We start from the raw sequence: 22924 nt of genomic DNA, 5'->3' as shown, positions 1-22924 counted from the left end.
ATTCGTCAAGAGGTTCGCGTTAGGCTCTCCGGGTGCGGCACCACATGGAACACCTTCACCTGCGTTCACACAGGCCTCTGCGACCCCAGCTGACGCTTCGTCGAGCCCGTCGCGGGCCTCAGCGGGCCGGATCGCGCGCGGCGTGCCGGTCCGGTGAATCCAGTGGGGCGATATATCTGTATTTGGTGCCCTCTATCTCGGTTGTCTCGCCGCTCGACCCGGACGCCACGCTGTGATCGGGCTCATCATCGGCCACTTCGTGCTGGCCGCCTTCGCGGGCCCCCTGGTCCACCGGCTCGGCAGGCGTGCCTTCCTCGTGCTGGCCCTGCCTCCCGCCGCCGCCACCGTCTGGGCGCTCACACAGTGGAGCACCGCCGCCTCCGGCGAGGCCGTCACCTGGTCCTGGCAGTGGATTCCGGACTACGACGTCGCGCTCGACCTCCGCCTGGACGCGCTCTCCGAGCTGATGGTCCTGATGGCCGCCGGGGTCGGCGCCCTCGTCCTGGTCTACTGCGCCTCCTACTTCCGCGACAACACCCCGCAGCTGGCCCGGTTCGCCGGGAACCTCCTCGCCTTCGCGGGAGCGATGCTCGCCCTGGTCCTCGCCGACGACCTGATCACGCTCTACGTCTTCTGGGAGCTGACCACGGTCTTCTCCTTCCTGCTGATCGGCCACAGCAGCGAACACCGCCACAGCAGGCGCTCCGCGCTCCAGGCCCTCACGGTCACCACGCTCGGCGGCCTCGCCATGCTGGTCGGCTTCCTGATCGTCGGTCACGCCGCCGGTACGTACCAGATCTCCGCGATCGTCGCCGACCCGCCCGAGACGACGCTCGCCATCTCCGTCGCCCTCGTGCTGATCCTGTGCGGCGCGCTGTCGAAGTCCGCGATCTGGCCGTTCTCCATGTGGCTGCCGAACGCCATGGCCGCGCCCACCCCGGTCAGCGCCTATCTGCACGCCGCCGCGATGGTCAAGGCCGGCGTCTACCTGGTCGCCCGGCTCTCCCCGGCCTTCGCCGACGTGCCCGTCTGGAAGCCCGTCATCCTGGTGCTCGGCGGCGCGACCATGCTGCTCGGCGGCTGGCGCGCGCTGCGCCTCAACGACCTCAAGCTCGTCCTCGCCTACGGGACCGTCAGCCAGCTCGGCTTCCTCACCCTGCTCGCCGGGACCGGCAACCGGGACGCGGCCCTCGCCGCCGTCGCGATGATCCTCGGGCACGCCCTGTTCAAGGCGCCGCTCTTCCTTGTGACCGGCATCGTCGACCACTCCACCGGCACCCGCGACCTGCGGAGACTCTCCGGCGTCGGCCGCTCCCTGCCGTACGTCGCCGGGGTCGCCGTCCTCGCCGCCGCCTCCATGGCCGCGCTGCCGCCGCTGCTCGGCTTCGCCGCCAAGGAGGCCGCGTTCGAGGCGCTGCTGCACGGCTCGGCCGCCGACCGCTGGGCGCTGGCCGTCGTCGTGGTGGGCTCGGCGCTGACGACCGCGTACACCCTGCGCTTCGTCTGGGGCGCCTTCGCCCGCAAGCCCGGTGTCCCTGACACCCCCGTACACAGCGTGGGCTGGGCCTTCCTCGCCCCGCCCGCCCTGCTCGCCGTCCTCGGACTGGTGCTCGGCCCCGGCGTCGGGCTGACCGACCGGCTGTTCAGCGCCTACGCCGACACCTATCCGGCCCCCGAGGACCCCTACCACCTCGCGCTCTGGCACGGGTTCGGCATCGCGCTGCTCCTGTCCGCCGTCGCCTGGGCCGCCGGTACCGGCCTGTTCCTGGCACGCGACACGGTCACCAAGCTCTCCCGCCGCATCGCCTGGCCCACCGGCGACAGCGTCTTCGGCCATCTGCTGCTGGGTCAGGAACGGCTCGCCCTCCAAGTCACCGGCACCGTCCAACGAGGCTCCCTCTCGGTCTACCTGGCGACCACGCTGCTCGTCATGGCCGGCGGACAGCTCGCCGTGTTCGCGGTCGACCAGCCCTGGCAGGGCGCCCCGGCCCCCCGGGTCTGGGACAACGCGCTCCAGGGCGGTGTGGCGGCCCTCACCTGTATCGCGGCGCTGCTCTGCCTGACCGTACGCCGCCGGATGAAGGCGGTCGTCCTCAGCGGCCTCATCGGCTACGGCACCGCGCTGCTCTTCGTCGTCCAGGGCGCGCCGGACCTGGCGCTCACCCAGTTCTGCGTCGAGACCGTGGCGATGATCGTCTTCGTCCTGGTGCTGCGCCGGATGCCGGTCCACTTCGAGGAGACCGTCTCCCCCTGGCGGCGCGCGATCCGCATCCCGGTGGCGCTCGTCGCGGCCGGCGTGGTCGGCGTCTCCCTCTGGGTGGCCGCCGCCGCGCGTACCGCGGAACCGGCCGGCGCCGCCATGGTCAAGGAGGTCGACGACCACGGGTACAAGGACGTCGTCGCCACGATCCTCGTCGACCTGCGCGCCTGGGACACCCTGGGCGAGTCCGCCGTGCTGGCCGCCGCCGCCATCGGGGTCACCAGCCTCATCTACCTGCACCGCCGCAGCGACGGATCGATGCTCCCCGAGGAGCTGAAGGGCCGGACCGCCTGGTCCATCGCGGCCCAGCACACCGCCCGTCTGCCCCAGGGCGACGAGGTGGCCCCGGAACGCGGCTGGCTCGCCGCCGGCTCCACGCTCGCCCCCGAGCACCGCTCCATCGTCTTCGAGGTGGTGGCCCGGCTGCTCTTCCACCCGATCCTGATCCTCTCGGTCTACCTGCTGTTCTGCGCCGAGAACATGCCCGGCGGCGGCTTCGTCGCGGGGCTCGTCGCCGGAGTCGCCCTCATCACCCGCTATCTGGCCGGCGGCCGGTTCGAGCTGGCCCAGGCCGCACCCCTGCAACCGGGCCTCTTCACCGGGCTCGGCCTGTTCATCTCCACCGCGGTGGGATTCCTCGGGCTGATCGACGGCACCGTGCTGCACGCCTTCACTTACCACGGGCACCTGCCGGTCTTCGGCGACTTCCACATGAGTACGCCGATCCTCTTCGACTTCGGCGTCTACCTCCTGGTCCTCGGCGTCGTCCTGGACATCGTCCGGGCTCTCGGCGCCAAGATCGACCGCCAGATCGAACGGGCCGCCGGCGCCCTCGCCGCCTCCAACAGCACGACGGCGGAAGGGAACTCCCGATGACCGTCAGCGCCTCACTCCTCCTCACCGCCGTGGTGCTCTGCGCCGTCGGCGCCCTGCTCATGCTGACCCGGCCGCTGACCCGCATCCTGCTCGGCGCCGTCATCATGAGCAACGGCGTCAACCTGCTGATCCTCGCCTCGACCGGCACCGCCGGCGCCGCACCCCTCCTCTACGGGGTCGACCTGCGCCGGGTCACCGACCCGCTGCCGCAGGCCATCGCGCTGACCGCCATCGTCATCACCCTCGGCACCACCGCCTTCCTCCTGGCCATGGCCTACCGCAGTCACCAGATCACCGGCACCGACGAGGTCCACGACGACCTGGAGGACCGGCGCATCGTGCTCCGCGCCGAAGTGCTCTCGGAGCGCGCCGAGTTGCGCGAGGAGTTCCGCTCCGGCGCCGAACCCACGCCGGACGAGCGCGAACGCTACCGGGAGGAGCGCCGCAGACTCCGCGACCGGCTGCGCGCCGACCGGGCCCGCCAGGCCCGCGGCCGCGACGCCTCCGGCGACCTCTGGCACGACGTCATCGGCGCCGACCCCGAGGACTACGAACGCGAAGGCGACGCCAAGACCGACGACCGCTACCCCCGAGACGGAAGAGGAGCCACCGGATGAACGCGCTCGTCCCGCTGCCGGTCCTCCTGCCGCTCTGCGCCACCGGACTCAGCCTCACCTTCGGCACCCGGATGCAGCGCTTCCAGCGCTTCATCAGCGTCGCCGTACTCACCGCCGTCCTGGCGCTGTCGATCATCCTGATGATCGCCGCCGACCGGCAGGGCCCGCTCTCCGTCCACCTCGGCGACTTCGCCCCGCCGCTCGGCATCACCCTGGTCGCCGACCGGCTCTCCGGGCTGATGCTCACCGTCTCCTCGGCGGTCACGCTCTGCGTGCTGATCTACTCCCTCGGACAGGGCATGACCGACCGGGACAAGGAGACCCCGCTGGCGGTCTTCCACCCGGCCTATCTGATCCTCGTCGCCGGAGTCTCCTCCACCTTCCTCGCGGGCGACCTGGTCAACCTCTTCGTCAGCTTCGAGATCATGCTGGTGGCCAGCTTCGTCCTGCTCACCCTCGGCGGCACCGGCCCCCGCATGCGGGCCGGCTCCACCTATGTGATCATCTCGCTGTTCTCGTCGATGGTGTTCCTCATCGCCATCGCCATGACGTACGCGGCCCTCGGCACCGTCAACTTCGCGCAGCTCGCCGAGCGGCTGCCGGATCTGTCGATCGGTGTGCAGACGCTGATCCAGGCGATGCTGATCACCGTCTTCGCCATCAAGGCGGCCGTCTTCCCCGTCGCCGCCTGGCTCCCCGACTCCTACCCCACGGCACCCGCGCCCGTCACCGCGGTCTTCGCCGGACTGCTCACCAAGGTCGGCGTCTACTGCATGATGCGGACCGAGACGCTGCTCTTCCCCGGCAACCGGATCGGCGACCTGCTGATGGCGGTGGCGCTCGCCTCGATGCTCATCGGCATCCTCGGCGCGGTCGCCCAGACCGACCTCAAACGGCTGCTCTCCTTCACCCTGATCAGCCACATGGGCTTCATGGTCTTCGGGATCGGCCTCGCCACCCGCGAGGCGTACGGCGGTGCCATCGTCTACGTCGTCCACCACATCACCGTCCAGACCTCGCTGTTCCTGGTCGCCGGGCTGATCGAACGCCGGGGCGGCACCACCGAGCTGACCCGGCTCGGCGGACTGGCCAAGGCCGCGCCGATACTGTCCCTCCTCTTCTTCGTCCCCGCGATGAACCTGGCGGGCATCCCGCCGCTCTCCGGATTCATCGGCAAGCTCGGACTCATGCGCGCGGGTGTCGCGGACGGCTCCGTCTGGGCCTGGATCCTGGTCGCCGGCTCGGTGGTCACCAGCCTGCTGTCGCTGTACGTGATGGCCAAGGTGTGGAACCTGGCCTTCTGGCGGGCCGCCCCGCCCGGACAGGCCGAAGCCGGCACGGTCCTGGAGTCCCAGGACGACAGCGACGACGACACCGACGAGGGCCCCGACGGCGTCCCCGGCACCGGTGACGAGGGCATCGAGCCGGTCCGCCGGCCGGCCGGCGGAGCCGTCGTGGCGACCAAGCCCCGGCAGACGTCGGTCATCACGACCAGCCGACTGCCCCGGCCCATGATGGCGGCCACCGCGGCGACCATCGCGCTGGCCCTCGCCTTCACCGTGTTCGCCGGACCGCTCACCGCCTTCACCGACCGCTCCGCGGCCGAACTGCTGAAGCGCACGCCCTACATCGAGGAGGTGCTGGGCAAGTGAGCCGATTCCTGCGGTTCTCCTTCCGTGACGCCGACCTGCCGCCGATGAGCTGCAAGATCGGCAAGCGCGGACGGGTGCTGGACCTGCCGCTGATCGCCTGGCTCACCCTCATCTGGGTGCTGCTCTGGTCCACCTTCAACCTGGCCAACATCATCACGGGCGTGATCGTCGCGAGCGCCGTCTGCCTGGCCTTCCCGCTGCCACCGGTGGACCTGGGGCTTCGCCTCCATCCGTGGGGCATCATCCGCCTCGCCGGGTATCTGCTCTACGACATGTACACCTCCGGCGTACGGGTCACCCGGCAGATCTTCAGCGGTACGCCGCACCGGGCCGCCGTCATCGGCGTGCCCCTGCGCTGCCGCGGCGACCTGATGCTCGCCGCCGTCGCGGTGGCCGTCTCCAACGTGCCGGGCGGCTCCGTCATCGAGGTGCGCCGGGCCACCGCCACCGTCTTCCTGCACGTCCTGGACGCGGACCGGCCCGAGGAGCTCGAAGCCGCCCGGCGCCAGGTCTGGCGGCTGGAGGAACTGACCGTACGGGCCTTCGGCACCCGGGACGAGATCGCCCGCGTCGCCGAACCGCCCCCACCGCCGCAGCTCGCCGCCGGAAGGCCCGCACCATGAGCGTCTTCGAACAGATCGACCGTGTCCTGCTGACCGCCGCCATCATCCTGGTCCTGGTGGCCGGACTGCTGCTGCTGGTCCGCATCTGGCGCGGCCCGTCCATGCTGGACCGGGCCATCTCGCTGGACGTGATCGCGGCCCTGATCATCGCCGGTCTCGGAGCCAAGTCCGCCGTCGCGCTGGACTCCTTCTACTTCCCGGTCATGCTGGTGCTCGCCTTCCTCGGCTTCACCGGCTCGGTGGGCATCGCCCGCTTCATCGCCGTACGCGACCGGCCCGCCGTCACGGTCCCGTCCCGGGCACCGGCTCCGGAGGCCGACGAGACCAAGGAAGGTCCGCAGTGAACGACTGGCTCCAGATCCTCGACACGGCCGGGGCCCTGCTCGTCCTCCTCGGCGCCGCGATCTGCCTGCTCGGGGTGATCGGCATGCTCCGGCTGCCCGACGTCCTCTCCCGCAGCCACGCCGCGACCAAGCCCCAGACCCTCGGCATGCTCCTGGTGCTGGCCGGGGTCGCGCTGCGGCTGCGCACCGGCATGGACCTCGCCACCCTCGCGCTGATCGGCTTCTTCCAGATGCTCACCGGCCCGGTCGCCTCGCACCTGGTCGCCCGCTCCGCGTACCGCACCGGACAGGTCCAGCACGAGGAACTGCTCTTCGACGAACTGGACGAGCAGCTCACCGACGGCAGGCAGCCTCCCGGCCCGGCCTGATCGAGCTGCCCGTCGGCTGCCCCATGGTCGAGCAGCCCCCGGACCGGCATGATCACGGAACTGTTCCGTCCCGCTCAATCACCCCCCGGCCCCGGTGCCCGCATGCCATGATGCGGGCAATGCCGGACGCTGGGGGGCGTATGGGAAGCACGGGCACAGTGCTGCGCGAACTGCGCGGCGCACAGAAGAGCGCCAAGGGCGTCTCGCTCTACTCGCGATACGTGAACCGCCCGGCCGGGCGCGTCCTCGCGGCGGGCGCGTACCGGGCCGGGCTGACGCCCAATCAAGTGACGCTGATCAGCGCGCTGTTCACCTACGCGGCGCTCGCGGCGGTCGCGCTCGTCGAGCCGTCCTGGACGCTGGCACTCGCGGTCTACGCGGCGCTGGCCATCGGCTTCGCCTTCGATTCCGCCGACGGCCAGCTCGCCCGGCTCACCGGCCGCGGCGGCCCCGACGGCGAGTGGCTGGACCACGTCGTGGACTGCGGCAAGCTGGTCCTCGTCCACACCGCCGTGCTGATCTCCTTCTACCGCTTCGGCGAACTGCCCTCCGAAGCCTGGCTGTTGCTGCCGCTCGGCTTCCAGCTCGCCGCCGTGGTCACCTTCTGTGCCGGACTGCTGCGCGAGAAGCTCGGCAAGGCGGCGGCGACCGAAGCCCAGGCGGCCGCTCCCGTTTCACAGGTGCGGGCGGTCGCCCTGCTGCCCGCCGACTACGGAGTCTTCTGCCTGGTCTTCCTGCTGCTCGGCGCACCCGGCGCCTTCCGGGCCGGGTACGCCGTGCTCGCGGTGGTCCACACGCTCTTCCTGGCGGCCTTCCTCACCAAGTGGTTCAGGGAGCTGAGAGCGCTCCGTCCCGGGTGACGAGCACGTCCAGCGCCCGGCGCAGCTGGGTGCTGGACGTGTGCACGGTGTACGGGAAGTAGACGACCTCCACGCCGACCTCGGCGAAGTCGCGCTCCAGCTTCTTCCCCTTCTCCGTGCCGCGCCAGTCGTCGCCCTTGAAGATCACGTCGAACCGGACCTGCTGCCAGGTCTCCACCTTGTCCGGCACGGTCTCCACGAACGCGGCGTCGACGAACCGCACACTGCGGACGATCTCCAGCCGTTCGCGCAGCGGAATGACGGGTGTGTGACCCTTGGCGAGGGCGGCCATCTCGTCCGAGACGACCCCCGCGACCAGGTAGTCGCACTGACTGCGGGCATGCCGCAGGATGTTGAGGTGTCCCACGTGGAACAGGTCGTACACCCCGGGGGCGTACCCCACCCTGTGCTGCACCATCCGTATCTCTCCCCCCACGGTCGATCTGATCCGGTGATGTGCCAACGACCTTACTGCGAAGAACACTTGTGCAGGCCGTGAACGGATAAGCTCGACGGGGGCCGTTCCCGCAGGGAGCGGCGGCTGTTGTGGGGGGAAGGCGATCGTCCGATGTCCGATGTCGAACGGCACAGGCCGTTTCTGAACCGCCGCCTTCTGGTGGTCTCGACGAACTACGCACCAGAGGTCACGGGCATCGGCCCGTACGCCACTCAACTCGCCGAGCACTGGGCCAAGTCCGGCGCCCGGGTGCGGGCGCTCACCGGGATGCCGCACTATCCGTCCTGGCAGCTGGACGAGGCGTACCGGAGCGTATGGCGGACGGTCGAGATACGCGGCGGCGTCGGCGTGCACCGGCGCAGACACTACGTGCCGTCCCGTCAGACCGCCGTGCGCAGAGCGGCGTTCGAGGCCTCCGTCCTCGCCACCGGACTGTTCGCGCCGCCGCCGGGCCGGCCGGACGCCGTGATCGCGCAGATGCCCAGCCTCGCCGGCGGCGTCATCGGCGCCCGCCTCGCCCGCTGTCACCGCGTCCCGTACGTCCCCGTCGTCCAGGACCTGATGGGCGCCGCCGCCGCGCAGAGCGGCATACGCGGCGGCGGCAGGGCGGCCGTGGTGGCCGCGACGGCCGAGCGGTACGCGCTGAGCGGCGCGGCCCTCGTCGGCGTCATCCACGAGAGCTTCGTCCCCGGCGTCACCGCCCTCGGTGTCGACCCCGGACGCATCCGGATCGTCCCCAACTGGACCCATGTCGACGGCCCCACCGCCGACCGCGCCGCCACCCGCGCCCGGCTCGGCTGGGACCCGGCCACCCCGGTCCTCCTCCACTCCGGCAACATGGGCCTCAAGCAGGGCCTGGAAGTCCTCGTGGACACCGCCCGCCTCGCACCCGACGTCCGCGTCGTCCTGATGGGCGACGGCAACCAGCGCGACGCCCTGCGCGCCCGCGCCGAAGGTCTGCCCAACGTGGACTTCCTGGAGCCCGCCGGGGCAGGGGAGTTCACCGACGTCCTCGCGGCCGCCGATGTCCTCGCGGTCACCCAGCGGGCCTCCGTCCTCGACATGAGCGTCCCCTCCAAGCTCACCTCGTACTTCACCTCCGGCCGCCCGGTCGTCGCCTCCGTCGCCGACGAGGGCGGCACCGCCGACGAGGTGCGCCGCTCCGGCGCCGGTGTGCTCGTCGCCCCGGAGGACCCGGCCGCGCTGCTGGAGGCGTTGCGGAAGCTGGCCGCCGACCCGGCCGCCGCCGACGCCCTCGGCGCCGAGGGCCCCGCGTACGTGGCACGCCATCTGAGCCGGGAGGCGGGCCTGGCCCGCTTCGACGACCTGCTCACCGAGGCCTTGCAGGACGGACCAGGGAGCGAGAGCCGATGACCCCCGTGAACCGTGTCCTGGACGACCAGGACGAACCGGCGCTGTTGCGCGACCAGTTCCGCCAGCTCCTGCGCTACCGGGCCCTGCTGGCGGCCGGCGTCGTCATCGGCCTGCTCGGCGGCGGCTACCTCGCGCTCAGCGGCGAGGACACCTACACCGCCACCGGCGAGGTGCTGGTCCGCTCCGCCATCGCCGACCCCTTCGCCAGCGGCGCCACCGCCGACAAGGGCATCAACATCGGCTCCGAGCGCCAGACCGCCGTCAGCGACACCGTCGGCACCCTGGCCGCCGGCACACTGCTCAAGAAGGGCGACGACGTCGCCGCCCGCGACCTGCTCGCCGGACTCCAGGTCACCAACCCGCCCAACACCCTGACCCTCCGCTTCGCCTACACGGGCGCCACCCCCGAGCAGTCCCGGGCCCGCGCCGAAGCCCTCGCCAACGCCTATCTGGCCCACCGCAAGGCGCGCACCGAGGAGTCCATCGACAACATGGCGAGCGGCTACCGCGCCCAGCTCAAACCGCTCGAGGAGAAGCGCGACCAACTGGAGGAGACCGGCACCGGCGCGGCCGACGACGTCACCAGCGCCCGGGCCAACATCATCGTCGCGATCTCCGAGCTCAGCCGGAAGATCTCCGAGCTCAAGGCCCTGGACACCACCCCCGGCTACCTCAACAAGAAGCCCGTCGCCCCCACCGAGCCCACCGGCGCAGGCCTGCCGCTGCTGCTCGGCCTCGGCGGTGTCGTCGGCCTGGCACTGGGGCTGCTGCTCTCCTGGGTGCGGCTCGTCTTCGACCCCGCCGTACGCTCCACCCGCGAGCTGGTCCGCTCGCTCGGCGGCCCGCTGCTCGGCACCCTGCCCCGCGAACGCGGAGCCGCCGGTGCGGTGCTGGCGATCGGCCGCAGCGGCTCCCGGCTCGCCGAGGAGTACCGCGCGGTCGCCTTCCGGCTCGCCTACGACCCGTCCTTCGCCGAGAGCCGCCGCCTGCTGGTCACCGCCCCGCGCGGCGACAACGAGGAGGCCGCGGCGGCCGCCGCCAACCTGGCCGCCGCCTTCGCCGAGATGGGCCGGGACGTCCTCCTGGTCGAGGCCGACCTCCGTACGCCCGCCCTCGCCCGCGCACTCGGCTCCGCCGCGCACGAGGTCCGCCCGCCGCGCTGGGCCGCCGAGGAAGGCGACGGCAGCTGGCCCACCGGCGGCCGCTCCAACGTGGACGTCCCCGGCTCCGGCGCCTTCGCCCTGATCCCCGGGGAGACCGTCGACAACGTGCCGCGCGCCCTCACCTCCACCCCGGTCGGCCGGATCGTCGCCGAGGCCGACCGCCCCGGCAGCGTCGTCATCGTCCTCGCCCCGCCCGTCCTCTCCTACGCGGACGCGGTCGCGCTGGTGGACCGGGTGGAGGGCGTGATGATCGTCTGCGACCCGCGCGAGGTGCACCGCAGCGACCTGGAGCGCATCCGCGAGATCATCGGCGCCTCCGGCGGCTCCGTCCTCGGCGCCCTGCTCCACCCGAGCCGACGGCGCCTCAGCCGCTCCGAGCGCCGCCCGAAGTCCGCCCGCCGCCGCAGCGGAGGCGGCGACGGACCGACTCCCACCGCCGAGCCGGACGCGCCCGAGATCACCGGCGATCCCACCGAGACCCTCGGCCTGCGCTCCCTGACCCTGCCGACGGCCCGGCGGTGAGAGCCCGCACCGCCGTCCTCTGCTCGGTCGCCGACCAGGGGGTGGCGGCGCTCACCAACATCCTGGTGCTCGTCGCCGCCGCCCGGCTCTCCACCGTCGCCGACTTCGCCCGCTTCTCCGCCGTCTACCTGGTCTTCACGGTGCTGCTCGGCGTCTCGGGCGCGTACGCCGGACAGCCGCTGGTCCTCAAGCGCGGCGGCGGAGAGGAGACCCGCGGCGCCTGCCGCTCCGCCGTCGCCTTCACCGTGCTCGCCGCCGCCGCGCTCGGCGCGCTCCTGGCCGCCGTCTGCCTCCTCGTCCCCGGCGACACCGCACGGGCGCTGCTGATGCTCGGCCTGGTCCTGCCGGTGGTGCTCGGCCAGGACGCCGTACGGTACGCCTTCTCCACCCTCCAGCAGCCCCATCTCGCCCTGCTCTCGGACCTGTTGCGGCTGGCGTGCGTCCTCGGAGCGCTCGGAACCCAGGTGTACGGGGCGTCCCCGGCGCGGCTGATCGGACTCTGGGGCCTCTCCGCGCTGCCCGCGCTGCTGCTCTCCGCCACGTTGCTCCACCGCGCCACCGCCGGAGCCCCGCTCGTGGTGCGGCCGATGCTCCGGCGCGGGTACCTCGGGCAGCGGTTCACCGTCGAGTTCGGCGTCGGTAACGCCACCAGCCAGCTCTCCGTCCTCGGCCTCGGCGCCGTCGGCAACCCGCTCCTCGTCGGCGCCCTGCGCGGCGCCACCACCCTGTTCGGCCCGCTCAACGTGCTGTTCACCTCCGCCACCTCCTTCGGCCCGCCGCTGCTCGGCCGCATCACCGACGAGCGGAGCCGCGTCCGGGCCACCGCCGCGCTCGCCGCCGCCCTCGCCGCCGTCGCCGGCCTCTGGGCCACCGTCCTGGCCCTGCTCCCGGACAGTGCCGGACGCCAACTCCTCGGCGACACCTGGTCGGTGGCCGCCGGACTGCTGCCCGCCACCGGCAGCCAGTACGCGGCGATGGCCGTCGGCACCTGCGGGCTGCTGGCCCTGCGGATGCTCGACCCGCGCACCACACTCGCCATCCAGGTGGTCTTCTCGCTCACCACCGTGGCGTTCCTCGCAGGCGGTTACGCCGTCGGCGGCGTCCTCGGAGCCGCCTGGGGGCTCTTCCTCGGCTCGCTCTGCAAGGCCGCCGCCACCTGGATCAGGGTCGCCCGGCTGCGCCGCCGCCGTACCTTGGAACCCGGCCACGACCTCAGCGCCGACGCCCTGCCCGCCGCTCCATGAAGGTGCTGATCGCCAGCAGACAGAGCGCGGCGATGGCCAGCTTCCCCGCCGCCTGGAGGAGCGGGCCGCGCAGCAGGATGAAGGTGTAGCCGGCAAGCAGCGGTGCGGCGACGGCCAGCACGCTCCCCGGGCCGGGACCCGCACGGGTGACGGCCAGGGCATAGCGGCGGTCGGTGCGGGACGACGCGTAACCGATCAGCGCGAGGCCGCCGATCATGCCGGTCGCGCCGAAGTCGACCCAGAACTCGGTCCACATCGGCGCCGAGAGGTTGGTCATCCGCAGCCCCATCCACTGCCCGACCCGGACCCCGGTGTCCTCCGGCTTCCCGCTCCACACCGCGCGCGGCACGAAGAACAGCGCACAGCCGGTCAGTTGACGGCCGTAGGTATGGCCGCGGGTGTCGACCCACGAGATGGTGTTGGCGAACATCACCATCTGGTCGTAGTCCTTGGTCACCAGCGGCTCGAAGACCGAGGCCGACTGCGCGGTCCGCTGGCTGGCCTCGTCGTCGTACCGGAACTTGTCCGCGTACGGGAACACCACCAGGGCTCCCACCACTCCGGTCGTCAGCACCGTGCGGTAGATCGCGGCACTGCTCGGGAACGCGGTGAAGACGAACGCCATCATCACCGTCAGGAACCAGTAACGGGCGTTGGAGATCGGGTTGTTCACCACCAGGTTCAGCGCGATCAGAGCCACCCACACCAGCACCGTCGACGGCGTGCGCCGGGCCCGGTAGGAGGTGGCCAGGCGGCGCGTGTAGAAGAGCAGCGCCAGCAGCGCCGGGACCTGGCCGAAGCCCTTGACGAACGCCGAGCCCACATTGGAGCCCTCCGAGACCACGCCGCTCGCCGCCACGGTCTCGTTGATCTCCTGCCGACTGGAGAAGAAGACCGCGGGCCCGCCCAGCTTGAGCACGTAGAACGCGCTCGCCGCGAACGCCAGCACCACCAGCAGCCGCAGCCGCACCGGATGCGCCACCGCGGGCCCCCCGCCCGAACCCTTCGCGGAGGGCGTACGACGGCGCATCGGCCGCCGCGAGGCCAGCAGCGCCCCCAGGTCGTACGCCGCGCACCCGACCAGCACCATCGCGATGGCCGTGACCAGGTCCTGGCGCGGCCCCACCATCGGTGTCGGCGTCTGCCCGATCACCACCTGCGCGAACGGCGCCACGCCCATCGCGATGTACACGAACATCCAGAAGACGCCCTGGAGGAGCCGCCGTTGGGTGGAGAGGATCGTCGTCGCCAGCCGGGCCCCCGCATAGCAGGTCAGCACCAGCTGGAGCCAGTACGCCGTGTCCCGGACCCCGCCGCCGGGCTGCGCCGCGATCACCGCGGGCAGGAAGCAGACCAGCCCCAGGATGAGCGGCACGGACACCGCCCGCGACAGCATCGACCAGGCGATCGTCCGCTCGGGCGGCTCCGGGGGACCGCCCGGGGACCCAGGCCGATCCGGCCGCCGCCCGGCCGCGCCGACGGTCTTCTCCGCGGCAGGTCCGTGCGCCGGCGAGTGCGCCGACGTGTGCACCGACGTCATGCGCCCCCCGTTCAGTGAACCGCTGAACACTCTAACGAATCGCCCCACTTGAGGGAGGTGCGATGACTACTCTGTGAATCATTGACCGCAGTTGAGGGGAACTCTGGTGAAAATCCTGCATGTTGTCACGCTCCATACGCCGGACCACGCCTTCGGCGGTCCGACCCGGGTGGCGTTCAACCTGTCCAAGGTCCAGCGGGCCCACGGCGACGACGCCCGGGTCATGGCGCTCGGTGACGGCTTCCCCGGCGGCGAACTCCCCAGCCACGTCGAAGGTGTTCCGGTCCACCTCTTCCAGGCCCGGCACGTGCTCCCGATGTTCGAGGTCAGTGGCATCACCTCCGCCCCGCTGCTGCGCACCGCACGCCGCATGATGCGCGGCGCCGACCTCGTCCACGTCCATCTGATGCGGGACCTGGTGACCCTGCCCGCCGCGCTCCTCGCGCTCGCGACCCGCACCCCCCTGGTCGTCCAGACCCACGGCATGATCGACCCCACCGAGAAGAAGGTCGCCCAGCTCACCGACGTCCTCGGCGTCCGCAAGGTACTGCGCGAGGCCGACGCCGTGCTGCACCTCACCGAGATGGAGCGCGTCGACGTGAACGCCGTCGCCGCACCCGTCCCGCTCACCCGTACCGTCCGGCTGGTCAACGGCGTGCGCCCGCAGGAGCGCAAGCCCGCCCGCGAACCCGGCCGCCCGCCGACCATCCTCTACCTCGCCCGGATCCAGGAGCGCAAGCGGCCCGAGGACTTCGTCTCCGCGATGCCGCACGTCCTCGCCCGCCACCCGGACGCCCGCTTCGTGCTGGCCGGCCCGGACACCGGCGCGCTGGCCGAAACCCTGGCGCTGGCCGAGAAGTTGGGCGTGACCGGCTCGCTCGACCACCGGGGCCCGCTGGAGCACGACGAGGTGCTCGCCGCCGACCGCGAGGCCGATGTCTATGTGCTGCCCGCGATCGAGGAGCCGTTCCCGGTCTCCGTGCTGGAGGCGATGTCGGTCGGCACCCCGGTCGTCATCACCCGCACCTGCGGCCAGGCACCCGATGTCGCGCAGGCCGGATCGGGCCGGGTCATCGACAGCCGGGGCGGCGAGGACGCGGCCAACGCCCGCAAGGTCGCCGACGCGATCCTGGAGCTGCTGGAGCCGGAGGCCGCCGAGCAGGCCGGCAAGGCCGCCTGGGAGCTGGTCAACGACCAGTTCACCATCGAGGCCGTCACCGCCACCCTCCGGCGGACCTACGAGGACGTGGTCCGCCGGAGGCGAGGGTGAGCCGGCGAGCCTGCCGGATCTGTCAACGTACCGGCTTCTCGCGGGACTTCAGCGCGATCTGCCAGCGGTAGAAGCTCATCGCCAGGGCGAAGTCGAACCCGGCGCGGCCGTCCAGGAAGCCGCGCCGGTAGAGGTACATGTACGCGAACGACACCACCGGCTTGAAGGGCGCCTTGTGGAACAACTGCCCCTGCCGTGACTTGACCTGGCGCACCTGCTCCTTCACCTGGGGATGGTGCTCCAGCCACGCCTCCCAGTCCGAGTACCGGTTGTGGCGCTCGAACCAGGCGGTGACCGGGTCGAGGTCCTGGTGCTCGATGGGATGGCTGAGCGTCCCCACCGTCGCCGCGACCGGCTGGTAGTGCCCCTCCACCTCGCCGATGCCCGGCGCGTCCAGGTCGCCGACCTCCGGGTAGAAGGAGCGGGTACGGTCGGTCAACGACCTCTTGCGGATGGTGTATCCGTGCCGCAGCCGCTTGCCGGAGAACCAGTACCCGAGCGGAATGTCGTACGCGGCGGGCTTGGGCGCCGACGGATCCCGGAAGGCCTCCCGCAGCTCGGCCAGCAGCCCCGGGCTGAGCCGCTCGTCGCCGTCGAGCAGCAGGATCCAGTCCAGGTCGGTGCGGACGTTCTCCAGGCACCACTGCTTCTTCCGCGGGTGGCCCCCGTCCCAGGTGTACGTGACCACCTCGGCCCCGCACTCCTCGGCGATCTTCACCGTGTCGTCGGTGCTGTGCGAGTCCACCACCACGACCGCCTCGAAGTGGCCGAGCACCGACTTCACCGCCTCGGCGATGTTGAGGCCCTCGTTCTTCGTGGGGATCGCGACGGCTATCGGCAGCTTGGTCGTACCAGCGGTCATCCCTTGGCTCCTTCGGCCAGCCAGGCGTAGCAGCCTGTGGAGGTGAACGTACGGGCGGACTCCGGGATCGTGATCTTCCGGGACTTCCCGGTGTCGGAGGTGCCGGAGGCCAGTTCCTTGCCGCCCGCTCCTTCGATCTGCCACGAGCAGTTCATGGTGGGGGAGGCGGAGCGGTAGACGCCGGGCCGCACCGTCCTGCCGGTGTGGATGCCGTCGGCGTAGGCGTACGCGGCCTCGTCGACCAGGTCCTGGTGCTGGGGGCAGAGCCCCGCCACCGCGGCCGGCGCGTCGCGGATCTCCTCGGTGGCGATCGCGCCCACGGCGGTGTCCCGGTCGACCTTGACCAGGTAGCGCAGCTTGTCGCAGGTCTCCTGGCCGGTCTGGAGCACGGCGGCCGGGTCCATGCCCTTCGGCACCCGGTCCTCCAGGTACTCTTTCTGCTTCTTGGTGAAGGTCCCGGTGGCCGGGGTGATCTCGTCGGACGGGGTCCCCGGGCCCTCGGCGGTCGCGGACGGCCCGGGGGCCGCCGGCTCCTCGGCGGCGGGCGCGGAGGGCGCCGCCGGAGCCGTGGGCGCGGCGGGTGGTGTCGGCGTGGCGGCGGTGGGGCCGGGGACGGCGGGCCCGGAGGCCGCGGGGCGCTGGGCGCCCGCGGCCTCCGGCCCGTTCCCGTCCGCGGACGAGCCGCAGGCGGCCAGCGCCGCCACCGTCATCACGACGGCGGCGCCGGCCAGGAACGGATTCCGCATGGATCAGCCATTCCTCAGTGCGTAGTGGGCGCTGACCTGGGAGGAGGTCAGCGCGGTCGGGTAGACGGCGGTCTCGTCGATCTGACCGGCGAAGAAGTTGCTGGTGGGACGGTTCGGCCAGCCGGTCAGGTCGTCCCCGCCGACCCGCCAGTAACCCGGGGTCGTCTCGTTGTTGGAGTTCAGGATGTTCGACGCGCGGAGCTGTCCGTCGACGTAGAGCGACATCCCCTGGCCCAGAGGGCCCTGGGTCGCGACGACGTGGTGCCACTGGCCGTCGTTGTAGGCGGCCGAGGTGGCGACCGTCCGGTTGCCGCCGCTGTAGACGCCGAAGACGAGCCGCCCGTCGTCGCGCATGTAGATGTGCTTGTCGTCCCGGGTGCTGTTCTGCTGGGTGAGGTTCCCGAAGCCGATGATCTTTCCGCCGCGGGTGGTGGTGGTCTTGATCCAGGTCTCCAGGGTGAACCGCCCGGGCGCCGGCTGAAGCCGGTTGCTGTACGCGTACTGGTTGGTCCCGTTGAAGCCGATCGCGGTGGACGGCCCGGCGACGGCCGCCGGGGTCTGCCGGTAGGCCGGTGCGTTGCGCAGGAACCCGTTGTTGAGGTTGCCGCTGCTGTCGTGCGCGAAGGTGGCGCTGGGCTCGTCGTAGCGCCAGTACAGCGTGGCCCCGTCGGCCTTGACCCGGGCCGGGTACGCCTCGGTCGCGGTCGCCACGGTGGCGGACTGGGCGGGGGACTTGGCGCTGGTGTTGGTGCCGTCGCTCGCGGTGATCCGGTACGAGTAGGTCTGGCCCGCCACCACGTCGGTGTCGGTCCAGCTCAGCTGCGGCCGGTTCCAGAAGACCGAGAAGCCGGTCGTGGTGTGGATCGGGGTGTTGGACCCGTCCTTGTAGATCCGGTAGGTCAGCTCACCGTCGTCGGTGTCGAAGCTGGTCTGCCAGTTCACCTCGACCGTCCCCGGGTTCAGCGTGGACAGGCTGACGTTGGGCACCCAGGGCGCCCCGGTGTCCGGTCCGTTCGCGAACCGGGTCAGCCCCTGCTGCGGGGCGCTGTTGACGGTGGTGAACTCGCCGCCGACCCAGAGGTAGTGGCGGTCGCCGCTGCCCGTCTGGGTCATCACCCGCGGACCGACCGGCTCGCCGATGCCGTCGTTGGTGTCCGGGAACCACGGCAGCAGCTTCGGGTCGTCGACCGACTGGGCCAGCAGGTGCTTGCGCGGCTGGTCCGGGAAGGCGCCCATGGAGGCGCAGTCGTGGGCGTGACTGCCGCTGTAGAGGACCCCGGAGTAGACGGCCACCGCCTGGGTGGCGCCGAGGCAGGTGTCACGCCAGCGCTGCTGGAAGTCGCTCAGGTTCAGGGCGATCCGGCCGTCGAACACCCCGCCGCCGGTGCCTTCGTTGGCGGTGTAGAAGCCGGTGGCGTCGGTGGTGATGTCCTGGACGGTGGACTTGTCGTGGATGAACCCCGGGTAGGTCTTGGTGAGTTGTCCGGTGGTGGCGTCGACCACAGCCAGCGCGTGGGTGGTGGTGCCGTTGATCCGGAAGAAGTCCCCGCCGAGCAGGACCTTCTGCCCGTCCGGGGTCACCTCGATCGCGCGGGACGTCTCGTCCGCGTTGGCCGTGAACGGAAGGAGCGAGGCCCCGGCCGTGGAGACGGCCGCGAAATGGCTCCTCGTCTGTCCGCCGACGGTGGTGAAGTCACCGGCCAGATAGACCGTGTCGGAGGTGACGGCGAGCCCCCGCACGGTGGCCGAGACGCCGATCTTGAAATTGTTGCGGACGGTGCAGGTCGCGGTGTCGATGGCCGCGATGTTGCTGACCCCGACCCCGTTCACCGCACCGAACTGGCCTCCCGCGTACAGCGTCTGCCCGTCCGGGGAGAGCGCCAGCGAGCGGACGGTCGCGGTCCCGGAGGAGACCGTGAACGACAGCGAGCAGTCGGTGGGCGCCCCGGTCGCCGCGTCGAAGGCGGCGAAGTTCACCGCGGGCTGTTCACCCGTGCCGGGCGCGGCCTTGGGCGGCCGCAGGGTGGAGAAGGTGCCGCCCGCGTAGACCACGCCGTTGCCGGCCGCCATCGCCCAGACGATGCCGTTGGTCTGCCAGGTGGAGAGGTCGTCCGCGGTGAGGGCCACCGGCGGGGTCAGTGCGGCTGCCGGTGAACCCCCGGCCGCCGTGGCGGTCAGGGCTCCGGTCAGCAGGCAGAGAGCGGCGGATGCGGCCCGCAGACGGCCGCGCCCTCCGAATCTTTGCCCCGTACTTCCGTTCATCATTCAGCTCCGAAGGTGAGAACGAGCTGCGGCCTGGAGGCCGCCGATCCTGCCTCGCTCGACCAGATGCGCAGACTGTCCGTCCCGCTGCTGGTCAGGGCGAGTGAGTAGGCGGAGCCGAGGGCCCCGCCCAGTGCCGGCGCGGTGAGTTCCACCGAATGGTCGGTGGAGACGGCGGTTGCGCCGGTGATGCTCCCCAGCACGGACGCGGAGAGCGCCGGCCGGGAGTTGTAGGTGACCGCCGACTCGGTCCAGGCGCCGGTGACCGGCACCACGGTGTGGCTGTCGGTGGAGCCCGCCGTCGGATCCGACGACGTACGGAACTGGAGCCGGGCCCCCTTGAGGATCTGCCCGGCCGGGGCGGCGGGCAGGGTGAAGCGCAGATAGCTCAGGTAGGGCGTGGCGCCCCGGGAGGCCAGCTGCTGGTCGTTGTAGTTCGTGTTGGCCGCCACCCCGTTGACGTACGCGTCCTCGTCGGCCTGGAGACTCACCGTGGTGTCGCCGGGCGGAGCGGGTGCCTGGGCCAGCTGGTGGTGGGCGGCGACCTGGGCGGCGGTCAGCGCCGTGGGGTAGACCGCCGTCTCGTCGACCTGGCCGGCGAAGTAGGTGGAGGACGGCCGGTTCGGCCAGGCGTTGTTCATCGCGTCGCCGCCGACCCGCCAGTACCCGTTGTACGAGCGGTTCCCGGCGGTCGTGTTGGCGGCGACCCGCACCCCGTCCACGTACAGCGCCATGCCGCTGGGCCCCTGCGTGGCGACGGCGTGGTGCCACCGTCCGTCGCTGAAGCCCGCCGGACCGGTCAGCGTGGGGCGGCTGCTGGTGCTGCCGGCCTGGACGCCGAAGGCGAGCCGCCCGTTGTCCGTCAGGTAGAGCAGCTCGTCGGAGATCGAGCTCGTATGGCCTTGTGCCGTGCCGATGTTGTTGCCGAACCCGACGATCCGGCCGCCGCTCGTCGACGTCGTACGGAACCAGGTCTCGATGGAGTACGGGGTGGGTGAGGTGTAGCGGTGCAGCCGGTCGCTGTACACGTACTCGTCGCTGCCGTCGAGCGAGAGCGCGGCCGAACCGGCGACGGCCGACGGCGTGGCCCGGTACGTGGGCGTGTTCGCGTACACGCCGCCGTTCCGGCTGTCCGACGCGTCCGCCGCGAACGCTCCGCCGGGCTCGTCGTACCGCCAGTACAGATCGGCCCCGTCGGCCAGCACCCGCTCCTGGTACGGCGAGGCGGCGGAGGCGGCGGTCACGGAGACGGCGGGGGAGAGGGCGCTGGTGTTGCCGGCGCCGTCGGTCGCCGTGATCCGGTAGGAGTAGGACTGGCCGGCCGTCACATCGCGGTCGGTGAAGGTGAGTTGCGGACGGCTGTAGAAGAGCGACGAGCCGGTGGTGGTGTGCACCGGTGCCGAACCGCCGTTGCGGTACACCCGGTACGTCAGCAGGCTGTCGTCCAGGTCCAGCGAGGCCCGCCAGCTCACCCGCACCTCACCCGCGCGCGGCGCCGACACACTGGCGGCCGGCAGGCTCGGCGCGCCGGTGTCCGGCGTGTTGGCGAACCGGGTCAGCGCCTGCTGCTGCACACCGTTGACGGTGGTGAACTCCCCGCCCACCCAGAGGAAGTCACGGCCGTCGCGCGTGGCGACGGTCAGCGCGCGCGGCCCGACCGGCTCACCGATCCCGTCGTTCGTGTCCGGCAGCCACCCCAGCAGCGCCGGATCGTCTACGCCCTGTGCGGTGAGGTGCTTGCGCGCCTGGTTGGGGAAGCCGCCCATCGTGGAGCAGTCGTGCACATGGCTCGCCGCGTAGAGCACCGACTTGTACACGCGCAGCGCCTGGGTCGCACCCTGGCAGGTGTCGCGCCAGCGCTGGCCGAAGCCGTCCAGCTCCATCGCGAGCCGGCCGTCGAAGGAATTGCCGCCCCGGCCCTCACCGGCCGCGTACCAGCCGCCGGAGGCGGAGTCGGTGACGATGTCCTTGATGACGGCGGTGGACGGGATGAAGTTGTTCGGATAGCCCCGGGTGAGGGAGCCGGTGGCCGCACCTGTCACCGCGATCGCATGGGAGTTGACGCCGCCGACCGTGAAGAAGTCGCCGCCGATCAGCACCGACTGCCCGTCCGGTGTCACCCGCAGCGTCCGCCCCGGGGCGTCCGCGTCCGGATTCCACCCGGTCACCGCTCCCGCCGAGGTCAGCGCCCCGAAGGAGCGCCGGGTCTGCCCGTTCACCGACTGGAAGTCTCCGCCGGCGTACACCGTGCCGTTCGCCGCGACGTCCAGCGCGCGGACCGTCGCCGAGAAGTTCGGCGAGAACCCCGCCCGCCGCGTGCAGGTGGCGGTGTCGACGGCGACCAGCCCGTTGGCGCTGCTCCCGTCGACCGCGTTGAAGTAACCCCCCACGTACAGCGTCGACCTGTCCGGTGAGACGGCGAGCGCCCGCACGGTGGCGGTGCCGCTGCTCCGCGTGAAGGAGAGCGAGCAGCCCGCCGGAGCCCCCGTCGCCGCGTTGAACGCGGCGAAGTTGACGGCGGGCGTGGAGGCGCCGCCGGAGGGCGTACCGGCCGGGCGGACGGAGGAGAAGGTGCCGCCCGCGTAGACGACGCCGTTCGCCTCCGCCAGAGACCACACGATCCCGTTGGTCTGGTAGGTCGGCAGATGGTCGGAGGTGAAGCCGACCGGAGCGGTCAGCGCGGCCGCCGGCGGCGCGGCGGCCACCGGGGCGAGCAACCCGGCGGCCAGCGCGAGCACGGCGGTGAGGACGCCGCCGCGCCCGCGGAGCGAGGCCCGGACCCCGGTACGCTCCCGGAGCCCCGCCCCCCTCATCTGTCCACCCGGACGGCGGCCCCGGTCAGCTGGTCCGAGAGCAGGCGGATGTCCGCGTCGACCATGATCCGGGCCAGCTCCCGCGACTTCACTTCGGGCTTCCAGCCCAGCAGCTCCTCCGCCTTGGACGCGTCACCGATCAACGCGTCGACCTCGCTGGGGCGTTCGTACTTCGGGTCGTACCGCACATGCTCGGCCCAGTCGAGGCCCGCGTGCTCGAAGGCGAACTCCAGGAACTGCCGGACGCTGACGCCTTCGCCGGTCGCCACCACGTAGTCGTCCGGGGTGTCGCACTGGAGCATCCGCCACATGGCGTCCACGTACTCCGGCGCGTACCCCCAGTCCCGTACGGCGTCCAGGTTGCCCAGGTGCAGCCGGTCCTGGAGCCCGGCCTTGATCCGGGCCACCCCACGGGTGATCTTCCGGGTCACGAAGGTCTCCCCGCGGCGCGGCGACTCGTGGTTGAAGAGGATCCCGTTGACGGCGAACATGCCGTACGCCTCGCGGTAGTTGACCGTCGCCCAGTACGAGTAGACCTTCGCCACGCTGTACGGGCTGCGCGGGTGGAACGGGGTCTTCTCGTTCTGCGGCGGCGGGCTCGCGCCGAACATCTCGGAGGACGAGGCCTGGTAGATCCGCGTCTCGATGCCGCTCGCCCGGACCGCCTCCAGCAGGCGGATCGTGCCGAGACCGGTGACGTCACCGGTGTAGAGCGGGGCGTCGAAGGAGACCCGCACATGGGACTGGGCGCCGAGGTTGTACACCTCGTCGGGCTGGATGTCGCGCAACAGGTTCACCAGCGCCACACCGTCGGTCAGGTCCGCGTGGTGCAGGACGAAGGAGCGCTCCGGCTCCTCGGGACCCTGGTAGATGTGGTCGATCCGCTCGGTGTTGAAGCTCGACGAGCGGCGTATCAGGCCGTGGACCGTGTACCCCTTGTCGAGCAGCAACTCCGCCAGGTACGAGCCGTCCTGGCCGGTCACTCCCGTGATGAGCGCGGTCTTCGCCACGATTACCCCTTCTCTGCTGTCCGTCCGTTCGACGAACATCTCACCGACATATCGGAATTGG

The 22924-nt window shown here is 71.6% G+C and carries 18 protein-coding genes; 11 read left to right on the top strand and 7 right to left on the bottom strand.

The annotated features are described in order from the left end of the window. Positions 1-232 precede the first annotated feature (232 nt). From ACIRR8_RS22225 to ACIRR8_RS22195, 7 genes are all read left to right on the top strand, one after another. Positions 233-3136, top strand: a complete 2904-nt coding sequence (locus ACIRR8_RS22225) for a Na+/H+ antiporter subunit A (RefSeq protein ID WP_404067424.1) — start codon at positions 233-235, stop codon at positions 3134-3136. Continuing rightward, positions 3133-3753 carry a Na(+)/H(+) antiporter subunit C gene (locus ACIRR8_RS22220; RefSeq protein ID WP_161268047.1) on the top strand — a complete coding sequence of 207 codons (621 nt, stop codon included), beginning with the start codon at positions 3133-3135 and terminating at the stop codon, positions 3751-3753. Before ACIRR8_RS22225 ends, ACIRR8_RS22220 begins: the two co-directional genes overlap by 4 nt. Then, the gene (locus ACIRR8_RS22215) at positions 3750-5405 is read left to right on the top strand and encodes a Na+/H+ antiporter subunit D (protein WP_404067422.1); all 1656 of its coding nucleotides are present in this window, start codon (positions 3750-3752) and stop codon (positions 5403-5405) included. The genes ACIRR8_RS22220 and ACIRR8_RS22215 overlap by 4 nt, the downstream gene beginning before the upstream one ends. Next, complete coding sequence (locus tag ACIRR8_RS22210; protein ID WP_404067419.1) at positions 5402-6028, top strand: Na+/H+ antiporter subunit E; 627 nt, start codon at positions 5402-5404, stop codon at positions 6026-6028. Before ACIRR8_RS22215 ends, ACIRR8_RS22210 begins: the two co-directional genes overlap by 4 nt. Next, positions 6025-6372 (top strand): monovalent cation/H+ antiporter complex subunit F, encoded by a 348-nt coding sequence (locus ACIRR8_RS22205; protein ID WP_404067416.1) that lies wholly within the window; start codon positions 6025-6027, stop codon positions 6370-6372. Before ACIRR8_RS22210 ends, ACIRR8_RS22205 begins: the two co-directional genes overlap by 4 nt. Next, the gene (gene mnhG / locus ACIRR8_RS22200) at positions 6369-6740 is read left to right on the top strand and encodes a monovalent cation/H(+) antiporter subunit G (protein WP_404067413.1); all 372 of its coding nucleotides are present in this window, start codon (positions 6369-6371) and stop codon (positions 6738-6740) included. The genes ACIRR8_RS22205 and mnhG overlap by 4 nt, the downstream gene beginning before the upstream one ends. 140 nt (positions 6741-6880) lie before the next feature. Further along, positions 6881-7600 carry a CDP-alcohol phosphatidyltransferase family protein gene (locus ACIRR8_RS22195; protein WP_404067411.1) on the top strand — a complete coding sequence of 240 codons (720 nt, stop codon included), beginning with the start codon at positions 6881-6883 and terminating at the stop codon, positions 7598-7600. On the opposite strand, the gene ACIRR8_RS22190 is transcribed toward ACIRR8_RS22195, so the two are convergent. Continuing rightward, on the bottom strand, positions 7569-8018 hold the full coding sequence (locus tag ACIRR8_RS22190; protein ID WP_404067408.1) for an adenylyltransferase/cytidyltransferase family protein: 450 nt from the start codon (positions 8016-8018) through the stop codon (positions 7569-7571). The genes ACIRR8_RS22195 and ACIRR8_RS22190 overlap by 32 nt on opposite strands. A gap of 150 nt (positions 8019-8168) precedes the next feature. Here ACIRR8_RS22190 and ACIRR8_RS22185 point away from each other — a divergent pair, with 150 nt between their 5' ends. Genes ACIRR8_RS22185 through ACIRR8_RS22175 form a run of 3 tightly spaced genes read left to right on the top strand, consistent with a single transcriptional unit; the run spans position 8169 to position 12360 of the window. After that, a complete protein-coding gene (locus ACIRR8_RS22185) occupies positions 8169-9431 on the top strand; it encodes a glycosyltransferase (protein ID WP_404067406.1) in 1263 nt (420 codons plus the stop codon). Further along, on the top strand, positions 9428-11116 hold the full coding sequence (locus ACIRR8_RS22180) for a lipopolysaccharide biosynthesis protein (RefSeq protein WP_404067403.1): 1689 nt from the start codon (positions 9428-9430) through the stop codon (positions 11114-11116). Before ACIRR8_RS22185 ends, ACIRR8_RS22180 begins: the two co-directional genes overlap by 4 nt. Beyond that, positions 11113-12360, top strand: coding sequence for a hypothetical protein (locus tag ACIRR8_RS22175; RefSeq protein WP_404067400.1), 1248 nt, complete (start codon positions 11113-11115; stop codon positions 12358-12360). The genes ACIRR8_RS22180 and ACIRR8_RS22175 overlap by 4 nt, the downstream gene beginning before the upstream one ends. On the opposite strand, the gene ACIRR8_RS22170 is transcribed toward ACIRR8_RS22175, so the two are convergent. Next, a complete protein-coding gene (locus tag ACIRR8_RS22170) occupies positions 12329-13900 on the bottom strand; it encodes a hypothetical protein (RefSeq protein ID WP_404067397.1) in 1572 nt (523 codons plus the stop codon). The genes ACIRR8_RS22175 and ACIRR8_RS22170 overlap by 32 nt on opposite strands. A gap of 106 nt (positions 13901-14006) precedes the next feature. Between ACIRR8_RS22170 and ACIRR8_RS22165 the strand changes: the two genes are divergently transcribed. Beyond that, positions 14007-15170, top strand: a complete 1164-nt coding sequence (locus ACIRR8_RS22165; protein WP_404067394.1) for a glycosyltransferase — start codon at positions 14007-14009, stop codon at positions 15168-15170. A 22-nt stretch (positions 15171-15192) separates the two neighbouring features. Here ACIRR8_RS22165 and ACIRR8_RS22160 read toward each other — a convergent pair whose 3' ends face one another. The 5 genes from ACIRR8_RS22160 to gmd are packed head-to-tail and all read right to left on the bottom strand — an operon-like array spanning position 15193 to position 22863. After that, positions 15193-16032, bottom strand: coding sequence for a glycosyltransferase family 2 protein (locus ACIRR8_RS22160; protein ID WP_404067391.1), 840 nt, complete (start codon positions 16030-16032; stop codon positions 15193-15195). Further along, positions 16029-16778: a hypothetical protein gene (locus ACIRR8_RS22155; RefSeq protein ID WP_404067388.1), complete on the bottom strand. Its 750-nt coding sequence runs from the start codon at positions 16776-16778 to the stop codon at positions 16029-16031. The genes ACIRR8_RS22160 and ACIRR8_RS22155 overlap by 4 nt, the downstream gene beginning before the upstream one ends. A gap of 3 nt (positions 16779-16781) precedes the next feature. Then, on the bottom strand, positions 16782-19043 hold the full coding sequence (locus tag ACIRR8_RS22150; protein WP_404067385.1) for a LamG-like jellyroll fold domain-containing protein: 2262 nt from the start codon (positions 19041-19043) through the stop codon (positions 16782-16784). Continuing rightward, positions 19040-21853 carry a DNRLRE domain-containing protein gene (locus ACIRR8_RS22145; protein WP_404067383.1) on the bottom strand — a complete coding sequence of 938 codons (2814 nt, stop codon included), beginning with the start codon at positions 21851-21853 and terminating at the stop codon, positions 19040-19042. The genes ACIRR8_RS22150 and ACIRR8_RS22145 overlap by 4 nt, the downstream gene beginning before the upstream one ends. Next, the gene (gene gmd / locus ACIRR8_RS22140) at positions 21850-22863 is read right to left on the bottom strand and encodes a GDP-mannose 4,6-dehydratase (RefSeq protein ID WP_404067380.1); all 1014 of its coding nucleotides are present in this window, start codon (positions 22861-22863) and stop codon (positions 21850-21852) included. The genes ACIRR8_RS22145 and gmd overlap by 4 nt, the downstream gene beginning before the upstream one ends. Positions 22864-22924 lie beyond the last annotated feature (61 nt).

The sequence above is a fragment of the Streptomyces sp. NPDC101178 genome (assembly GCF_044767965.1).
Lineage (GTDB): Bacteria > Actinomycetota > Actinomycetes > Streptomycetales > Streptomycetaceae > Streptomyces.
The sequence above is the reverse complement of the archived record's forward strand: the minus strand, read 5'-3'. Positions and strand labels throughout refer to the sequence as shown.

What these genes read in the sequence shown, in the direction of transcription:
- ACIRR8_RS22220 (WP_161268047.1), top strand. Translation starts at nt 3,133, where the DNA reads ATGACCGTCAGCGCCTCACTCCTCCTCACCGCCGTGGTGCTCTGCGCC.
- ACIRR8_RS22215 (WP_404067422.1), top strand. Translation starts at nt 3,750, where the DNA reads ATGAACGCGCTCGTCCCGCTGCCGGTCCTCCTGCCGCTCTGCGCCACC.
- ACIRR8_RS22205 (WP_404067416.1), top strand. Translation starts at nt 6,025, where the DNA reads ATGAGCGTCTTCGAACAGATCGACCGTGTCCTGCTGACCGCCGCCATC.
- ACIRR8_RS22195 (WP_404067411.1), top strand. Translation starts at nt 6,881, where the DNA reads ATGGGAAGCACGGGCACAGTGCTGCGCGAACTGCGCGGCGCACAGAAG.
- ACIRR8_RS22190 (WP_404067408.1), bottom strand. Translation starts at nt 8,018, where the DNA reads ATGGTGCAGCACAGGGTGGGGTACGCCCCCGGGGTGTACGACCTGTTC.
- ACIRR8_RS22185 (WP_404067406.1), top strand. Translation starts at nt 8,169, where the DNA reads ATGTCCGATGTCGAACGGCACAGGCCGTTTCTGAACCGCCGCCTTCTG.
- ACIRR8_RS22180 (WP_404067403.1), top strand. Translation starts at nt 9,428, where the DNA reads ATGACCCCCGTGAACCGTGTCCTGGACGACCAGGACGAACCGGCGCTG.
- ACIRR8_RS22170 (WP_404067397.1), bottom strand. Translation starts at nt 13,900, where the DNA reads ATGACGTCGGTGCACACGTCGGCGCACTCGCCGGCGCACGGACCTGCC.
- ACIRR8_RS22160 (WP_404067391.1), bottom strand. Translation starts at nt 16,032, where the DNA reads ATGACCGCTGGTACGACCAAGCTGCCGATAGCCGTCGCGATCCCCACG.
- ACIRR8_RS22155 (WP_404067388.1), bottom strand. Translation starts at nt 16,778, where the DNA reads ATGCGGAATCCGTTCCTGGCCGGCGCCGCCGTCGTGATGACGGTGGCG.
- ACIRR8_RS22150 (WP_404067385.1), bottom strand. Translation starts at nt 19,043, where the DNA reads ATGATGAACGGAAGTACGGGGCAAAGATTCGGAGGGCGCGGCCGTCTG.
- ACIRR8_RS22145 (WP_404067383.1), bottom strand. Translation starts at nt 21,853, where the DNA reads ATGAGGGGGGCGGGGCTCCGGGAGCGTACCGGGGTCCGGGCCTCGCTC.